The 17,336-nt window shown below is 66.6% G+C and carries 11 protein-coding genes and 1 pseudogene; 10 read left to right on the forward strand and 2 right to left on the reverse strand.

Going from position 1 to position 17,336, the window contains the following annotated elements; all coding sequences use genetic code 11:
- The 8 genes and pseudogenes from bamA (at position 1) to IMX13_RS01555 (ending at position 11,982) form a co-directional block, all read left to right on the forward strand.
- The gene (gene bamA / locus IMX13_RS01520) at positions 1-2,421 is read left to right on the forward strand and encodes an outer membrane protein assembly factor BamA (RefSeq protein ID WP_193395600.1); all 2,421 of its coding nucleotides are present in this window, start codon (positions 1-3) and stop codon (positions 2,419-2,421) included.
- 442 nt (positions 2,422-2,863) lie between these two features.
- The gene (gene lpxD / locus IMX13_RS01525; protein WP_193395601.1) at positions 2,864-3,886 is read left to right on the forward strand and encodes a UDP-3-O-(3-hydroxymyristoyl)glucosamine N-acyltransferase; all 1,023 of its coding nucleotides are present in this window, start codon (positions 2,864-2,866) and stop codon (positions 3,884-3,886) included.
- Positions 3,883-4,341 (forward strand): 3-hydroxyacyl-ACP dehydratase FabZ, encoded by a 459-nt coding sequence (fabZ, locus tag IMX13_RS01530; protein ID WP_053519893.1) that lies wholly within the window; start codon positions 3,883-3,885, stop codon positions 4,339-4,341. Before lpxD ends, fabZ begins: the two co-directional genes overlap by 4 nt.
- A gap of 18 nt (positions 4,342-4,359) precedes the next feature.
- Positions 4,360-5,151, forward strand: a complete 792-nt coding sequence (gene lpxA / locus IMX13_RS01535) for an acyl-ACP--UDP-N-acetylglucosamine O-acyltransferase (protein ID WP_053519894.1) — start codon at positions 4,360-4,362, stop codon at positions 5,149-5,151.
- Positions 5,152-5,243: 92 nt separating this feature from the next.
- Positions 5,244-6,407: pseudogene (lpxB, locus tag IMX13_RS01540) on the forward strand (lipid-A-disaccharide synthase); the annotation flags it as partial.
- On the forward strand, positions 6,404-7,063 hold the full coding sequence (locus IMX13_RS01545) for a ribonuclease HII (RefSeq protein WP_065181173.1): 660 nt from the start codon (positions 6,404-6,406) through the stop codon (positions 7,061-7,063). The pseudogene lpxB and the gene IMX13_RS01545, both read left to right, overlap by 4 nt.
- A gap of 218 nt (positions 7,064-7,281) precedes the next feature.
- Complete coding sequence (dnaE, locus tag IMX13_RS01550) at positions 7,282-10,872, forward strand: DNA polymerase III subunit alpha (RefSeq protein WP_193395602.1); 3,591 nt, start codon at positions 7,282-7,284, stop codon at positions 10,870-10,872.
- 150 nt (positions 10,873-11,022) lie between these two features.
- Positions 11,023-11,982 carry an acetyl-CoA carboxylase carboxyltransferase subunit alpha gene (locus IMX13_RS01555; protein WP_053519898.1) on the forward strand — a complete coding sequence of 320 codons (960 nt, stop codon included), beginning with the start codon at positions 11,023-11,025 and terminating at the stop codon, positions 11,980-11,982.
- 121 nt (positions 11,983-12,103) lie between these two features.
- Here the strand turns inward: IMX13_RS01555 and IMX13_RS01560 are convergent, their stop codons facing one another.
- Both IMX13_RS01560 and IMX13_RS01565 read right to left on the reverse strand, forming a co-directional pair.
- Entirely contained in the window at positions 12,104-14,479 is a 2,376-nt protein-coding gene (locus tag IMX13_RS01560) for an autotransporter outer membrane beta-barrel domain-containing protein (protein WP_193395603.1), read from the reverse strand.
- Positions 14,480-14,709: 230 nt separating this feature from the next.
- Positions 14,710-15,165 (reverse strand): CopD family protein, encoded by a 456-nt coding sequence (locus IMX13_RS01565; RefSeq protein WP_193395651.1) that lies wholly within the window; start codon positions 15,163-15,165, stop codon positions 14,710-14,712.
- A 144-nt stretch (positions 15,166-15,309) separates the two neighbouring features.
- Between IMX13_RS01565 and IMX13_RS01570 the strand changes: the two genes are divergently transcribed.
- Together IMX13_RS01570 and phaZ are read left to right on the forward strand one after the other, a co-directional pair.
- A complete protein-coding gene (locus tag IMX13_RS01570; RefSeq protein WP_193395604.1) occupies positions 15,310-15,900 on the forward strand; it encodes a class I SAM-dependent methyltransferase in 591 nt (196 codons plus the stop codon).
- 93 nt (positions 15,901-15,993) lie between these two features.
- Positions 15,994-17,298 carry a polyhydroxyalkanoate depolymerase gene (gene phaZ, locus IMX13_RS01575; protein ID WP_053519900.1) on the forward strand — a complete coding sequence of 435 codons (1,305 nt, stop codon included), beginning with the start codon at positions 15,994-15,996 and terminating at the stop codon, positions 17,296-17,298.
- The last annotated feature ends 38 nt before the right edge of the window (positions 17,299-17,336 follow it).

Genomic DNA, 17,336 nt, shown 5'->3' on the forward strand with positions numbered 1-17,336 from the left:
ATGACGCGACTCCCCAATCGCCGCCTGCTGGCCCTCGCCCTCGCCGCCGTCACCGGCGCTCCCGCCCTGGCCCAGGCAGCCGAGCCCTTCACTGTCAGCGACATCCGCGTCGACGGCCTGCAGCGCATCAGCTCGGGTACGGTATTCACCTACCTGCCGGTGGAGCGTGGCGAGACGGTCACCGACAGCAAGGTCGGCGAAACCATCCGCGCCCTGTACAAGACCGGCTTCTTTGAGGACGTGCAGCTGGACCGCCAGGGCAACATCCTGGTGGTGACGGTCAAGGAACGCCCGGCGATCAACAAGCTGACCGTGACCGGCAACAAGGACATCAAGTCCGACCAGCTGCTCAAGGGCCTGTCCGACATCGGCCTGACCGAAGGTGGCACCTTCGATCGCCTGAGCCTGGACCGCGTGACCCAGGAACTGCGCCGCCAGTACAACGACCGCGGCAAGTACAACGTCGAGATCACCCCGACGGTGAGCCCGCTGGACCGCAACCGTGTGGACATCGCCATCGCGATCAAGGAAGGCAAGGCGGCCAAGATCCGCCATGTCAACCTGGTCGGCACCGAGAAGTACGACAGCAAGGACATCCTGGAAACCTGGGAATCCAAGGAGCACAACTGGGCCTCGTGGTACCGCCGCGATGACCAGTACTCCAAGGAAAAGCTGTCCGGCGACCTGGAAAAGCTGAACTCGTGGTACCTCGACCGTGGCTACGTCGACTTCAGCATCGACTCCACCCAGGTGTCGATCAGCCCCGACAAGCGCGACATGTTCCTCACCGCCGGCGTGACCGAGGGTGAGCAGTACAAGATCTCCGAGATCAAGGTCAGCGGCGACACCATCCTCCCGCAGGAGGACGTGGAGCGCATGGTGATCCAGAAGTCCGGCGACACCTTCTCGCGGGCGCTGCTGGAATTCAGCTCGGACACGATCACCAACTCGCTGTCCAACATCGGCTACGCGTTCGCCAAGGTGAACCCGATCCCGACCACCAACCGTGCTGACCAGACCGTTGCCATCAACATGCAGGTGGTGCCGGGCCCACGCGTGTCGGTGCGTCGTATCGTCTTCCGCGGCAATACCCGCACCTCCGACGAGGTGATGCGTCGCGAAATGCGCCAGTTCGAGAACAGCTGGTACTCGCAGGCCGCGATCGACCGCTCCAAGATCCGCCTGCAGCGCCTGGGCTATTTCGAATCGGTGGATGTGGAAACCCCGGCCGTCAGCGGCAGCAACGACCAGGTCGACGTCGTCTACAACGTCAAGGAAACCACCTCCGGCAGCTTTGTGTTCGGCCTGGGCTACTCGCAGTCCTACGGCATGACCACCTCCGTGCAGCTGTCGCAGAACAACTTCCTCGGCGGCGGCAACCGCGTGTCGGTGGAAGCCTCGCGCAGCAGCTACCTGCAGCGCTACGGCTTCAGCTACACCAACCCGTACTTCACCGATGACGGCGTGTCGCTGGGCTACAACCTGTCCTGGCGCGAACTGGACTACTCCGACTTCAACACCGCGCAGTACAACAGCACCAACGGTGCCGCGCAGGTGGTGTTCGGCGTGCCGCTGACCGAAACCGACTCGGTCTCGCTGATGTTCGGCATCGACAGCAACCAGATCTCGACGTACCAGAACGCAACGCCGCAATCGATCATCGACTACATCAACGCCGTCGGCCGCCGCACCTTCCATGCGTGGCGCACAGAGCTCGGCTGGGCACGCGACTCGCGCAACGACTACTTCATGCCGACCCGCGGTACCTACCAGCGCATCGGCCTGGAGACCACGCTGCCGGGTTCGACCATCGAGTACTACAAGCTGAACTACCAGATCTCCAAGTACTGGCCGATCATGCCGTCGCTGGTGATCAACACGCGCGCGGAAATCGGCTACGGCGACAGCTACGGCAAGGACACCTCGCGTGATCTCTGCTACACCGAGCCGACCGCGGCCAACCCGAACCCGGTGCAGACCGTGAACTGCAACCCGAACTCACCGGACTACGTGAAGACGGTGACCGCCAGCGGCCTGCCGTTCTACGAGAACTTCTACGCCGGCGGTACCAACTCGGTGCGCGGCTTCGAGGACAACACGCTGGGCCCGCGCGAAGTCACTGCCGGCTATCCGGAGGGCCAGCCGCTGGGCGGCTCGGTGAAGACGGTCGGCTCGGTGGAAGCCTACTTCCCGCGCCTGTTCGACAGCCCCTCGGCGCGCGTGTCGGCCTTCGTCGACTTCGGCAACGTCTACAACGGCACCAAGAACTTCAAGGCCAACGAGCTGCGCGTGTCCACCGGTGTGGCCCTGCTGTGGCGTGCTCCGGTCGGTCCGATCTCGATCAGCTATGCGTTCCCGCTGAAGAAGGAAGACGACGACAAGATCGAGCGCCTGCAATTCACCTTCGGCGGGCAGTTCTAAGAACTGACCACCGAAGGTGCGCCGCGGCTTGCTGCGCAAGCAGCGGGTCCCGACCTACCCCCTATCCCCCGCGCCGCTGGCGCGCCCCCCTTAACAGAAGGGGGGCTCTCCACCAGACGGGGTACGAAGCGCCGGGCTCTGCCCGGCGTTTTCGTTTAACCCGGATGGCTGAAGCGCACGATCTGCTTTTGATCTTTTCTGTTTTCCGCGGCTGGCACTCGCGCCACGCTGTCAGAGGTCGGGCGGGTCGGGGCTGCGGGGGTGTGAGCCGCATGGATGCGGCGATCAAGGCTACATGGACGTACTTGCGCCGTCCCCCGCAGCCCCGACCCGTCCGACCCAGCCCAAGAGCCTGGCTCTGCCGGCCGCGAGGGGCCCCGCCGTTGGCTGCACAACTGCCCCCCCGCATGACCGCAATGGCGTCACACGTTAAACTCCCGCCGTGAATACTCCCTCCTACACCGCCCAGCAACTCGCCGAGCAGTTCGGCCTGCAGGTCCATGGCGACCCCGCCACCGCCATCCATGGCGTGGCCACCCTCGCCCATGCCGGCCCTGGCCAGCTGACCTTCCTCGCCAATCCGCGCTACCGCACCCAGCTGGCCGACAGCCAGGCCTCGCTGGTGGTGCTGCGTGCCGACGATGCCGAGGCGGCTCCCGGCGCCGCACTCGTGGCCAAGGACCCGTACACCACCTTCGCCAAGATCGCCGCGCTGTTCGACATCGCACCGACGCGCCCGCCGGGCATCCATCCCAGCGCCGTCATCGATCCCACCGCCCAGGTCGCAGCCAGCGCCCATATCGGTCCGTTCGTGTCCATCGGCGCCCGCAGCGTGGTCGGCGAGAACTGCATCATCGGCACCGGCAGCGTGATCGGCGAGGATTGCAGCCTGGACAAGGGCTGCGAACTGATTGCGCGGGTCACCCTGGTCACCCGCGTCCGGCTGGGCAAGCGGGTGCGCGTCCACCCCGGCGCCGTGCTCGGCGCCGATGGCTTCGGCCTGGCGATGGACGCGGGCAGGTGGATCAAGGTGCCGCAGCTTGGCGGCGTGCGCATCGGCGACGACTGCGAAATCGGCGCCAACACCTGTGTGGACCGCGGCGCGCTGGAAGACACCGTGCTGGACGAAGACGTGCGCCTGGACAACCTGGTGCAGATCGCACACAACGTGCAGATCGGCGCGCACTCGGCCATCGCTGGCTGCACCGGCATTGCCGGCAGCGCCAAGATCGGACGTTACTGCCTGCTCGGCGGCCACGTAGGCGTGGTCGGCCACCTGGAGATCTGCGACAAGGTCGTGATCACCGGCAAATCGGTGGTGCGCAACTCCATCCATGAGCCGGGCGAGTATTCGTCCGGCACCCCGTTGACCGACAACCGCACGTGGCGCAAGAACGCCGCGCGCTTCAAGCAGCTCGATACGCTGGCCCGGCGCATCCTGGCTGTGAGCAAGGAGAAAGAATGAACGACACGCTGCAGCTTCCGATCGATGTCCTCCAGATCCAGGAGCTGATCCCGCACCGCTACCCGTTCCTGCTGGTGGACAAGGTCCTCGAGCTGGATGTGGACGCCAAGCGCATCCTTGCCCAGAAGAACGTGAGCATCAACGAGCCGTTCTTCCAGGGCCATTTCCCGGGCCGCCCGATCATGCCCGGCGTGCTGATCATCGAGGCACTGGCGCAGGCCGGCGGTGTGATGACCCAGCTCTCGCTCGGCCGCGATGCGCAGTCCAAGCTGTTCTACATGGTCAAGGTGGAGAACGCCCGCTTCAACAAGCAGGTGGTGCCGGGCGATGTGCTGCTGCTGGACGTGCAGATGAAGCGGCTGATCCGCAACATGGGCTGGTACTACGGCGAAGCCAAGGTCAACGGCGAAGTGGTGGCCTCTGCCGAGGTCATGTGCGCCGGTGCCAAGGGCTGAGCCATAACGGAGCCAGGAATGACTGACAACGCCCCACGGATCCACCCCACCGCTGTCATCGACCCGTCCGCCCGGCTGGCCGACGATGTGCAGGTCGGTGCCTTCACCCTGATCGGTGCCGATGTGGACATCGGCGCAGGCACGGTCGTCGGCCCACACTGCAGCATTCTCGGACCGACCCGGATCGGCCGCGACAACCGCTTCATCGGCCACGCAGCCATCGGCGGCGAGCCGCAGGACAAGAAGTTCGCCGGTGAACGCACCGAACTGGTGATCGGCGACCGCAACGTGTTCCGCGAGTTCGTCACCGTCAACCGCGGTACCGGCGGCGGCGGTGGCATCACCACGATCGGTGACGACAACTGGATGCTGGCCTATACGCATGTGGCACACGACTGCCACGTCGGCAACGCCTGCGTGTTCTCCAACAACACCACGCTGGCCGGCCACGTCACTGTCGGCGACTACGTGATCATCAGCGGCTTCGCCGGTGCCCACCAGTTCTGCCGCATCGGCGCCCACGCCTTCCTCGGCATGGGTGCGCTGACCAACGGCGATGTTCCGCCGTTCACCATGGTGGGCTCCGATTCGCTGGGCCGCCCGCGCGGCATCAACAGTGAAGGCCTGAAGCGCCGCGGTTTCGATGCCGAACGCATCTCCGCCATCAAGCGTGCCTACCGGACCCTGTACGTGGCCGGCCTGCCGCTGGCCGAAGCCAAGCAGCAGCTGGTTGAACAGGCGCGCGACAGCGAGGACGTGAAGTCCATGCTGGAGTTCATCGAACACGCAGAGAGGCCCCTGCTGCGATGAGCAGCACGCCCGGCCAGGCGCCGGCCGGCGCCGCTGTCATTCCGCTGGCCTCCCTGGCCGGCAGCGTGCCTGCACAGCGGGTGCTCAGCGAGCGGCCGTTGCGGATCGCACTGGTGGCCGGTGAGGCCTCCGGCGACCTGCTCGGTGCCGGCCTGGTGCGCGAGTTGAAGGCCCGCTTCCCGAACGCCGAGTTCGCCGGCATCGGCGGCGATGCCATGCGCAATGCCGGTTGCCAGACCTGGCACGACGCCAGCGAACTGGCGGTGATGGGGCTGACCGAAGTCCTGCGCCACCTGCCGCGCCTGTTGAAGCTGCGCTCGGCCTTCCGCCAGCGCGCGCTCGAGTGGCAGCCGGACGTGTTCATCGGCATCGATGCGCCGGACTTCAACCTGGGCATCGAGCGCTGGCTGAAGCAGCGTGGCGTGCGCACCGTGCATTACGTCAGCCCTTCGGTCTGGGCGTGGCGCGAGAAGCGCGCCGAGAAGATCGGCAACAGTGCCGACCTCGTGCTGTGCCTGTTCCCGATGGAACCCCCCATCTACGCCCGGCACGGAATCGACGCGCGCTTTGTCGGTCATCCGATGGCCGATGACATTCCGCTGCAGGGCAACCGCGACGAAGCCCGTGCCGCGCTGGGCCTGCCGGCCACGGCGAAGGTGCTGGCGGTGCTGCCGGGCAGCCGCCTGGGCGAGATCTCGCGCCTGGGCGAGCCGTTCTTCGAGGCCGCGTGGCAGGTTTCCGAACGGATTCCGGGGCTGCACGTCGTGGTGCCTGCCGCCAATGCCGCCTGCCGTCGCCTGATCGAGGAACAGCTGTCGCGTTCGGCGCTGCCGGTCGCCTACTCGCATGTGCTTGATGGCCAGGCCCGCGACGCCATGATCGCCGCCGACGTGGTGGTGCTCGCCTCCGGTACCGCGACCCTGGAAGCCATGCTGGTGAAGCGGCCGATGGTGGTCGGCTATCGCGTCAACGAACTGACCTACCGCCTGGTCAAGGCGCTGGGCCTGATCAAGGTCGACCGCTTCGCCCTGCCCAACATCCTGGCCGGCCAGGACCTGGCACCGGAGCTGATGCAGCACGACTGCACGCCGGACAAGCTGGCCGCCGCCATCCAGCAGTGGTTCGACCATCCGCAACGGGCCGCCGACCTGCAGGGAACCTATTCGCGCCTGCATGAACGCCTGCGCCGCAATGCCTCGGCACGCGCCGCCGACGCTGTCGGCGAGCTGCTGGTACGCGAGCTGGACAAGGCATGAGCCGCCGCCACGCCGCCGCAGCCAGCCTGGCCCTGTTCGACGGTTCACTGCGGGTTGAACCGGACCGCCTGGTCGCCGGTGTCGATGAGGCCGGCCGTGGCCCGCTGGCCGGGCCGGTCGCCGTCGCGGCGGTGGTATTCGATCCTGCCCGCCCGCGCATCAACGGCCTGGATGACTCCAAGCAGCTCACCGCCGCGCGCCGCGAGCAGCTGTACGATCGAATCATCGATCGCGCCCTGGCCTGGCATGTGGTGCTGGTGGACGTAGCAGCGATCGACCGCCTGAACATCTACCAGGCCACCCTGCAGGGCATGCGCGACGTGGTGGCGGCCGTGGCCCACGTGGCCGGCTTCGCCCGCATCGACGGCAACGTGGTTCCGAAGGGGCTGGTACTGCCGGCGCAGGCGCTGGTTGGTGGCGATGGCATCGACCGCGCGATCATGGCGGCCTCGATCCTGGCCAAGGTGTCGCGCGACCGGTACATGCAGGACCTGCACGTACAGCATCCGCACTACGGTTTCGACCAGCACAAGGGCTACGGCACTCCGGCCCACCTGGCGGCACTGCGTGAACACGGCCCCTGTGGCGAGCACCGGCGCAGTTTCGCCCCGGTGCGTGAATGCCTGGAAAACCCGGCGGCCGCGGCCATCGCCTGAACAACCGCCGCCGGGCATGGCCCGGCGGCATCGTGCGCCCACATTGCCGCGGTAGCGCCGGGCCATGCCCGGCGGCATGTTCGCGCAATCGACGCGCCGTCAAGAGCTTGTCGCCTCCCCCTGCCCTCGCTACCCTGACCGGGCATTCCAGCGCTTCCCGACCCCGGCGACGAACTCCCGTCGGCACCCGGGGCCCCCGCGCTCCAACCTGGTCCGGCATGTCCAACTCCCGTTTCGTACATCTCCACGTCCACACCGAGTTCTCGCTGGCGGACTCGACCATCCGTGTGCCGGCCAAGCCGGACCAGGCCGACCCGAAGAAGGCCAAGCAGGCCAACCTGCTGTCACGCTCGGTCGAGCTGGGCCTGCCCGCGCTGGCGGTGACCGACCTCAACAATCTGTTCGCCCTGATCAAGTTCTACAAGGCAGCCGAAGGCGTGGGCATCAAGCCGATCGCCGGCGCCGACGTGATGATCGCCGAGGAGGGCCAGGACCCGTGGCGGATGACCCTGCTGTGCCGCGACCGCGAAGGCTACCTGAGCCTGTCACGGCTGCTGACCCGTGCCTGGATGGAGGGCCATCGTCCGGAAGGCGGCGTCGCCGTGCATCCGGACTGGTTGAAGGCGGGCAACGCCAACCTGTTCGCGCTGGCCGGGCGCGAGAGCCTGGCCGGGCGCCTGGCGCTGGACGGCAAGCACGACCTTGCCGAGCAGCATCTGGCCGACTGGCAGCGGGTGTTCGGCGATGGCCTGCACCTGGAGCTGACCCGCACCGGCCGCGATGGCGAGGAGGCCTTCAACCGCTTCGCGCTGATGGCCGCCGGCCAGCGCGGCCTGCCGGTGGTGGCCAGCAACGATGTGCGCTTCCTTGCACCGTCGGACTTCAGCGCGCATGAGGCACGTGTGTGCATCTCGACTGGCCGCGTGCTGGACGATCCCAAGCGGCCGCGCGAGTACAGTGACCAGCAGTACCTGAAGTCGGCCGAGGAGATGTGCGCGCTGTTCGCCGACATCCCCGATGCGATCGACAACACGCTGGCGCTGGCCGAGCGCTGCAACATCGAGATGCGGCTGGGCACCTACTTCCTGCCCAACTACCCGGTGCCGGACGACGAGACCCTGGATACCTGGATCCAGAAGATGTCGCGCGACGGCCTGGAAGAACGCCTGCAGAAGAATCCGCTGGCGCCGGGCAAGACCCGCGAGGAGTACTTCGAGCGCCTCGAATTCGAGCTCGATACCATCATCAAGATGGGTTTCCCCGGCTACTTCCTGATCGTGGCCGACTTCATCCAGTGGGGCAAGAACCAGGGCATCCCGATCGGCCCGGGCCGTGGTTCCGGTGCCGGTTCGCTGGTGGCGTGGGCGCTGAAGATCACCGACCTGGATCCGCTGCCCTACAACCTGCTGTTCGAGCGGTTCCTGAATCCGGAACGCGTGTCGATGCCCGACTTCGACATCGATTTCTGCATGGACCGCCGCGACGAAGTGATCGACTACGTCGCACGCAAATACGGGCGCGAACGCGTCAGCCAGATCATCACCTACGGCACCATGGCCGCCAAGGCCGTGGTGCGCGATTCCGGCCGTGTGCTCGGTTTCCCCTATGGCCTGGTTGACGGCGTCTCCAAGCTGATCCCGAACATCCTCGGCATCCACCTGAAGGATGCGCTCGGCAAGGGCAAGGAAGGCCCGGGCTCGGAGATGGCATCGGCCGAGCTGATCCAGCGTTACGAAACCGAAGACGATGTCCGTGACCTGATCGATCTGGCGCTGCAGCTTGAAGACCTCACCCGCAACGCCGGCAAGCACGCCGGTGGCGTGGTGATCGGCCCCGAGCCGCTGAGCGAGTTCTGCCCGCTGTACGCCGAACACGACGAGAACGGCATCGGCAAGAATCCGGTCACCCAGTTCGACAAGAACGACGTGGAAGAAGTGGGCCTGGTGAAGTTCGACTTCCTTGGCCTGCGCACGCTGACCATCATCGACTGGGCAGTGAAGGCGATCAACAAGCGCCACGCGCGCGCCGGCATCCCGCCGGTGGACATCGCGGCGATCCCGCTGGACGACGCGCCGACCTACAAGGACATCTTCGCCAACGGCAACACCGGTGCGGTCTTCCAGTTCGAATCCTCGGGCATGCGCCGCCTGCTGAAGGACGCACGCCCCGACCGTTTCGAAGACCTGATCGCGCTGGTGTCGCTGTACCGCCCCGGCCCGATGGACCTGATTCCGTCCTTCAACGCGCGCAAGCACGGGCAGGAAGAAATCATCTATCCCGATCCGCGCACCGAAGCCATCCTCAAGGACACCTACGGCATCATGGTGTACCAGGAGCAGGTGATGCAGATGGCGCAGATCGTCGGCGGCTACTCGCTGGGCGGCGCCGACCTGCTGCGCCGTGCGATGGGCAAGAAGGTGCCGGCGGAAATGGCCAAGCACCGCGAGATCTTCCGCGAGGGTGCGGCCAAGGGCGGCGTCGACGGCCCCAAGGCCGACGAGATCTTCGACCTGATGGAGAAGTTCGCCGGCTACGGCTTCAACAAGTCGCACGCCGCTGCCTACGCGCTGGTCAGTTACCAGACCGCGTGGCTCAAGCGCCATTACCCGGCCGAGTTCATGGCGGCCACGCTGTCTTCGGACATGGACAACACCGACAAGGTGGTCGGCTTCCTCGACGAGGTGCGCAACCTCGGCCTGACCGTGCTGCCGCCGAAGGTGAACCAGTCCGCCTTCATGTTCGAGGCAGCCACGCCGGACACCATCCAGTACGGCCTGGGTGCGATCAAGGGTGTCGGCCAGGGTGCCTGCGAAGCGGTGGTGGACGAGCGGCTGCGGGGCGGAAACTACACCGACCTGCTCGATTTCTGTACCCGCGTCGGCTCGGCCAAGCTCAACCGGCGCACCCTGGAAGCGATGATCAACTGCGGCGCACTGGATGAGCTGGGCCGCAACCGCGCCTCGCTGATGCTGCAGCTGCCGGAAGTGATCAAGGCCACCGAGCAGATGGCACGCGAGCGCGCCTCCGGGCAGAACTCGCTGTTCGGTGGGCCGGACCCGACCGCGACGACGATCCAGCTGGACCTGCCGGAGGCCGAAGAGTGGCCCCTGCTGCAGCGCCTGAACGGCGAGCGCGACACGCTGGGCTTCTACCTCAGCGGCCATCCATTCGATCCGTGGCGCGACGACGTGCGCGATCTGGTCGGCAACGATCTGGGCGCGGTGGAAAAGATCTGGAGCGCCAACAGCGGTGGTGGTGGTGGCGGTGAGAAGCGGTGGCGGCCGGAAGTGCAGACCGTGCTGGCCGGCCAGGTGGTCGGCGTTCGCCGCAAGGGCGAAAGCCAGATCTTCATCCAGCTCGAGGACGGGCGTGGACGCGTGGAGTGCAGCGCGTTCTCCGACACCCTGGCCGAGTTCGGCCACCTGATGACCAAGGACCGCATCCTGGTGGTCAAGGGCGGCCTTCGTGAAGACGAATTCAACGGTGGCTACGCCCTGCGCATCCGCCAGTGCTGGGATTTCGATGAGGTCTGCGCCAACTACGCTACGCGCCTGTCGCTGCGGCTGGACCTGCGCCAGCAGCGGCCGGTGTGGGAGCGCATCGATGCCCTGCTCGACCGCCATCGCCCCGGCCGCACGCCCCTGCGCCTGGACCTGCTGCTGAAGGGCCCGCACGGCGGTATCGCCGGCATGCTCGACGTCTCCGGACAGAGCGCCGTGCGCATCGACTCGAAGCTGATGGAAGCGCTGCGCGCCGACCCGGCCGTGCGCACCCTGAAGGTGCGCTACAGCCCGCCCTGGGCCAGCTGATCCCGCCCCGCCAGGTCCCGCGTCCAGCCGGCGCGGCCAAGGCAGCGCGCTGCCTGCCGGCCAGCCCCTCCGTACGCTCCAGACAGGGGCGTACGGGGAATTTCACCGGGTTCGGCTACACTTTCCTCCTTCTTTACACGACGGCTTCCGATGAATCCGAACTACCTCGACTTCGAGCAACCCATCGCCGACCTGGAAGCGAAGATCCAGGAGCTGCGCAACGCCAGTGCCGGTCCGGCGGTCAATGTCGAGGCCGAAGTGCACGCGCTGCAGGACAAGCTGCGCATGCGTACCGCACAGATCTTCCGCAACCTGACCTCCTGGCAGGTGCTGCAGCTGGCCCGCCACCCGTCGCGCCCCTACACCGCCGATTACATCCGCATCATCTTCGATGAGTTCCAGGAACTGGCCGGTGATCGCGCCTTTGCCGACGACAAGGCCATCATGGGCGGCCTGGCCCGCATCAATGGCCGCGCGGTGATGGTCATCGGCCACCAGAAGGGCCGCGACACCAAGGAGAAGATCAAGCGCAACTTCGGCATGCCCAAGCCCGAGGGCTACCGCAAGGCGCTGCGCCTGATGAAGATGGCCGAGCGTTTCGGCCTGCCGGTGCTGACCCTGATCGACACCGCCGGCGCCTGGCCGGGCATCGACGCCGAATCGCGCGGCCAGTCCGAAGCGATCGCGCGCAACCTGATGGAAATGGCCGAACTGAAGGTGCCGGTGATCTGCACCGTGATCGGCGAAGGCGGCTCGGGCGGCGCGCTGGCACTGGGCGTGGGCGACCGCACCGTGATGCTGGAGTACGCGGTGTATTCGACCATTACCCCGGAAGGCTGCGCCTCGATCCTGTGGAAGGACGCCGGCAAGGCCAAGGACGCGGCCGAACAGCTGGGCCTGACCGCCCCGCGCCTGAAGAGCCTGGGCCTGGTCGACAAGGTCGTGCGCGAGCCGACCGGCGGCGCCCACCGCAACCCGACGCAGATGGCCCGGCGCCTGAAGGCCGTGCTGCTGAACGAGCTGGACGCGCTGGACAAGCTGTCCACCGGGGAACTGCTGGAGCAGCGCTACAAGCGCCTGCGCAGCTACGGCACCTACGAGGCCGCGTAATCGCTGCTTCCGCTGCACGGTAACGCCTGAAGCCGGGCAATGCCCGGCTTCAGAGGTGCCACATCCGTGTGGCGATACGTCCCTGTTCCTGCGCGTACGGACCCGCCGTACGCCGATCTGCTTACCAGTTGTAGGACATGCCCAGCGTGGCGCTGACTTCGCGGTAGCCGGAGTCACCGCGGCTCACGTCCAGACCGCCCCAGCCCGTCCAGCCCTTGGTGAATTCCACCCGCGCGCCTGCACCCAGCGCGTAGCGGTTGCGCGGCGCGTCGCTGTCCATGGCCACGTCATCGAACGCCATGCCACCCGTGCGGGCGTCGCGATACCAGTTCGCGGTCAGGTACGGGGTCACCACGGCGCCATGCGTGCCGGTCGATTCCGCTTCCAGGCGCAGGCCGAGGCGGCCGGACAGGCCACTTTCGCCCAGGCCACGCACCACGGTGCCGTTCTGCTCGGTATGTCGATCCGTGCTGACGTTGGTGTAGACCAGCTGCAGCTCCGGCTGCAGGCTGACCCTGCTGTCGCCCAGCGTGCCGACGCCGAAGCGGTAACCCGCCTCCAGCGAACCCTGCCACAGGTCGCTGTCGTAGCGCTCCGCGGCCAGGCCATCGCCTTCCACCCGGTTGTTGAAGCGGCCGTGCTGCACCCAGCTGTCCACATAGGCGCGGTCATTGTTCCAGCTGCCGTACACCCCTGCGGCCACGCCGGCGACCTTGCCGCGTGCCGCAAAGCCGGTCAGCGCCGAGGTGCTGGTGCTGTCAGCACGCCCACTACCGAGCATCACGCCCAGGCGGCCACGCCCTTCATCGAACAGCCCCACGTCTGCGCCCACCTGCACCACATGGCGCTGCGTGCGCAGATCCAGCTGCTCCTGCATGGCCCCCAGGCGCGCCTGCTGGCTGTCCACGCGTGCCCAGCCGTGCACACCCTCGGCAACGGCCGCATTGCCGTCGCGATCACTGCGCTGCAGGCGGAACAACTGCCCTGCGGCGTACTGGTTGGCCAGGTACGCGCCGGTCTCCGGGCGCAGCACCGGCTTCGGATCCGGATTGATCGGACCGGTCGGGTCGCAGTCGGGCAGCGACGGATCCAGGTCACAGGGATCCGGCGGCGTCACCGGCAGTTCCGAACGCAGGTACCAGTTGCCGTCGGCCTCATCCTTGAACAGGAAGTACTCGTACTGCCCGCCGACCGCACGGCCGACCAGGTCGAACTGCGCGTCGGACGCGCCGTTGATCTCGATCAGCTCGATGCCCTTGTCAGTCTGCGCGCCCTGGCCGCCGGCGTTGAGCACCCGCACATTGGCCTGCCCGGTCGCATCACCGGCGATCACCAGGCGGTCGGTCTGCGAGTCGTCCTCGCCAAGCACCGTGTTGAACACCAGCGTGCCGCCGTTACCAACAAACTCATCGAGTGACAGCGTATTGAAACCGCCCGCACCATCGCCCAGCTTGACCATGCTGCCCGCATCCAGCTGCAGACGGCCGACACTGCTGTCGCCGGTCAGCTGCCAGGTGCTCTGCTCACCCACCGCCACCGAGCTCGCATCGACGATGCGGCCGATCAGCGTGGCGCGGTTGCGCAGCGAGACATCCAGCTGGCCCGTGTAGGAGGCGCGATCGGCAATGATGTCGCCGGTCAGCGCCGCGTTCTCCACGTTGAAGCGCACCGCGGCGTTGCCGACCTGCCCTTCCTCGCCGTGCTTGACCAGCAGCAGCGTGCCGTCACCGGCAATCAGGCGCGCGCCATTGCGGATGTTGATCTCGGCGGATTCGCCGTCGACGTCGGCATCGGGATTGACCCAGATCGCCGGGCCGGTCTGCGACTCCAGGGTGGAATTGTCGACGTTCAACACGAGGTTGTCCGCGCCGCGGTAATCAAAGTACATGACCGCGCCGTTGCGGCTGGCCCGGACCGTCGAACCGTTGACGATGTCAGCCCTGCCCGCGCCCATACTCAGACCGACGTTGTGGTACCAGGCGGTGCTGTCGCGGTGTGCCACCGCCAGGTGCGAATTGTCCATCAGCAGGTAAACGTCACCCTGGCCACCGCGGAAGTCCGGGAACAGGGCGATGGCACCACCGATGGAATCGATCCGCGTGTTGTAGAGGCGTGCCGACGAATCAACCGAGATGTTGAACTGGGTCATGCCCAGATCGAAACGGCTGTCATGGGCGATCAGGCTGGAACCCGATTGCACGTGCACGTTCTCATGCTCGTTGCGGACCAGCACGTCCGTACGGGTGAGCACGACGTTGGAACCGTAGGTCGCATTGATGCCGTAGGTGGACGCGTCGGTCACCGTCAGGTTGGACCCATTGGTCACCCACCATGCTTCGGTCGGGTCACCCTGCACCACCTCGTGGTCCTCGTCGTTGAGGTTGCCGGCCAACGCGTGCTGCGCCAACGGCAGGGCCAGTGCCAGCAGCAGGCACTGCGAGAGCGGACGTAGGGCAAGGGAACGCCCGCCTGCGGCGGAACGATGGGTATGTTTCATGACGGATCTCCAGAGAGGGCACGTAAGCGGCACAGCGTGCATGCAGTACCTGGCGATCCAGCCCGCACCCACGCGGAGCGATGACGGGACTGTTGCAGGCAGCCGCTGTGTCGAAGACGCGCAGTATCTGGAGACGCACGGGCGGGGCCCATGCAATTTGTTGCAAGGAGCGCCGCGCCGCTCGTCAGGTTACGCGGCGATTCATCTGGAGGTGCGCGATGTGCGCCGGCTCAGAAGGGTTTGGCCAGCACCAGCCAGACGATCGGAATGAAGGCCAGCAGCGGGATTTCGTTGATCCAGCGCAGCGCGCGCGAGGACGGCAGAGGCCGGCCCTTGGCGACGCCCTTGAGCAGGCGGCCGGTCCAGCCGAAGTAGACCAGCAGCAGCACCACCAGGCCGAGCTTGGCATGCAGCCAGCCGGCACCGCCCGGCGCGACCATCGTCGGGAAGTCCGGAATGACCCGGTAGCCCAGCCACAACACCAGTCCCAGGACGAAGGCCAGGCCGAACATCGAGTGGCCGAAACGGTAAAGACGCAGGCCCATCAGCTGCAGGCGCTCGACCACCGCGGGTTGTCCCACCGCCTCGGCCAGGTTCACCAGGATGCGCGGCAGATAGAACACCGTCGCCATCCACGCCACCACGAACACGATGTGGAAGGTCTTGACCCAGTAGTAGCTCTGCATGCGCTCGCTCCAGCGGCTGGCGTAGGTGGCGGCCATTCTCGCATGGCGTGCCGGTGTACCGGCTGCGGTCGGCGCGACCGATCGACGCACGGCGAGCGGCAACGCCGTACGATAGGCACCGTTTTCAACGAAACCTCCTTCTGCGTGGACAAGACCTACGACGCCGCCTACTTCCAGCGCTGGTACCGCCAGGCCGACATCGGCGGCAGCGCCCGCCTCGCCCGCAAGGTGGCATTGGCGGTGGCCACTGCCGAGTACTACCTGGAGCGGCCGATCCGCAGCGTGCTGGACATCGGCTGCGGCGAGGGGGCCTGGCGCGCGCCGCTGCGGAAACTGCGTCCGAAGGTCGAGTATCTGGGCTTCGACAGCAGCGAGTACGCTGTGCGTCGCTATGGCCGGACCCGCAACCTGCATCTGGCCCGCTTCGGCGACTTTGCCTGGCTGCGGCCGTGCGCGCCGGTGGACCTGCTGGTCTGCTCGGACGTGATGCACTACGTGCCCGACCGCGAGCTGCGCGCCGGCCTGGCCGGCGTGGCCGAGCTGACCGGCGGCATCGCGTTCCTGGAGAGCTTCGCCGCGGAGGACGCATTCGAGGGCGACCATGAGGGCTTCCAGGCCCGCCCGGCAGGCTGGTATCGCCGGACGCTGGCCCGGCACGGTCTACAGCCGGCAGGGTCGCACTGCTGGCTCGGCCCCGCCCTGGCAGGCGATGCGGCCGCGCTGGAACGGATGTGAATCCGGATTCATTATTTTCAGCCAACTTAACCTGCGGGACACCCGGATGGGATATGCTGCGCGGCAACATATGACCATACATATTCGGTCGTCATGCTCTATCAACTGCACGAACTGACCCGCAACCTGCTCGCCCCCTGGGTGCACCAGGCCCAGGCCAACGCCAAGTTCTTCGCCAATCCCGGCCACTGGTGGTCGCAGATGCCGGGTGCCGAACGCCTGGCGGCGGTCAACGAACTGTTCCATCGCATCGGCAAGGATTACGAGAAGCCCGAGTGGGGCATCAACGAAATCGAGGTCGAAGGCGAACGCGTGCCGATCGTCGTGCACGAGGAAGTGAGCAAGCCGTTCTGCAAGCTGCTGCGCTTCAAGCGTCACAGCAACGAAGCCGACCAGCTGCACACCATGCTCAACCAGCCCTTCGTGCTGGTGGTGGCGCCGCTGTCCGGCCATCACGCCACGCTGCTGCGCGATACCGTGCGCACGCTGCTGCGCGACCATCGTGTCTATGTCACCGACTGGGTCGATGCGCGCATGGTTGCGGCCAGCGAAGGTGATTTCGGCCTGGACGACTACATCGCCTACATCCAGGAGTTCATCCGCCACCTTGGCGTCGAGCGCCTTCACGTGGTCAGCGTGTGCCAGCCGACCGTACCGGTGCTGGCTGCGGTATCACTGATGGCCAGCCGTGGCGAGCCCACCCCGCGCACGCTGGTGATGATGGGCGGTCCGATCGACGCACGCTGCAGCCCCACCGCGGTGAACAATCTGGCGACCCAGAACCCGCTGTCCTGGTTCGAGAACAACGTCATCCACAGCGTGCCGGCCGGCTACCCCGGCGCAGGCCGTCGCGTGTACCCGGGCTTCCTCCAGCACGCCGGCTTCCTGTCGATGAATCCCAGCCGCCATTTCAGCTCGCACTGGGACTTCTACGCCGACCTGGTCAAGGGCGATCTGGAAGACGCCGACGCGCACCGCCGCTTCTATGATGAGTACAACGCGGTGCTGGACATGCCTGCCAGGTACTACCTGGACACCATCCGCGTGGTCTTCCAGGACTTCCTGCTGCCGCGCGGAGAGTGGGTGGTCAACGGCGAAAAGGTCGACCCTTCGGCGATCCGCGATACCGCGCTGCTGAGCATCGAAGGCGAACTGGACGATATCGCGGGCCTCGGCCAGACCGAAGCTGCGCAGGCGCTGTGTACGGGCATCCCGGCCGAGCGCCGCGAGCATTTCATCGTCGAAGGTGCCGGCCATTACGGCATCTTCAGCGGCCGCCGCTGGCGCGAGGTGGTGTACCCGAAGGTACGCGACTTCTTCGCAGCGCACGCAGAAGCGCCAGCGGCAAAAGCGAAGAAGAAGAGCAACGTCACCCCGCTGCGCCGCAAGGCGGGCTGACCCCGCGCCGGGGGTCGGATCCCTTTCCAACAGAAAGG

Source organism: Stenotrophomonas sp. B2, assembly GCF_014947095.1.
Taxonomy (GTDB): domain Bacteria; phylum Pseudomonadota; class Gammaproteobacteria; order Xanthomonadales; family Xanthomonadaceae; genus Stenotrophomonas; species Stenotrophomonas maltophilia_P.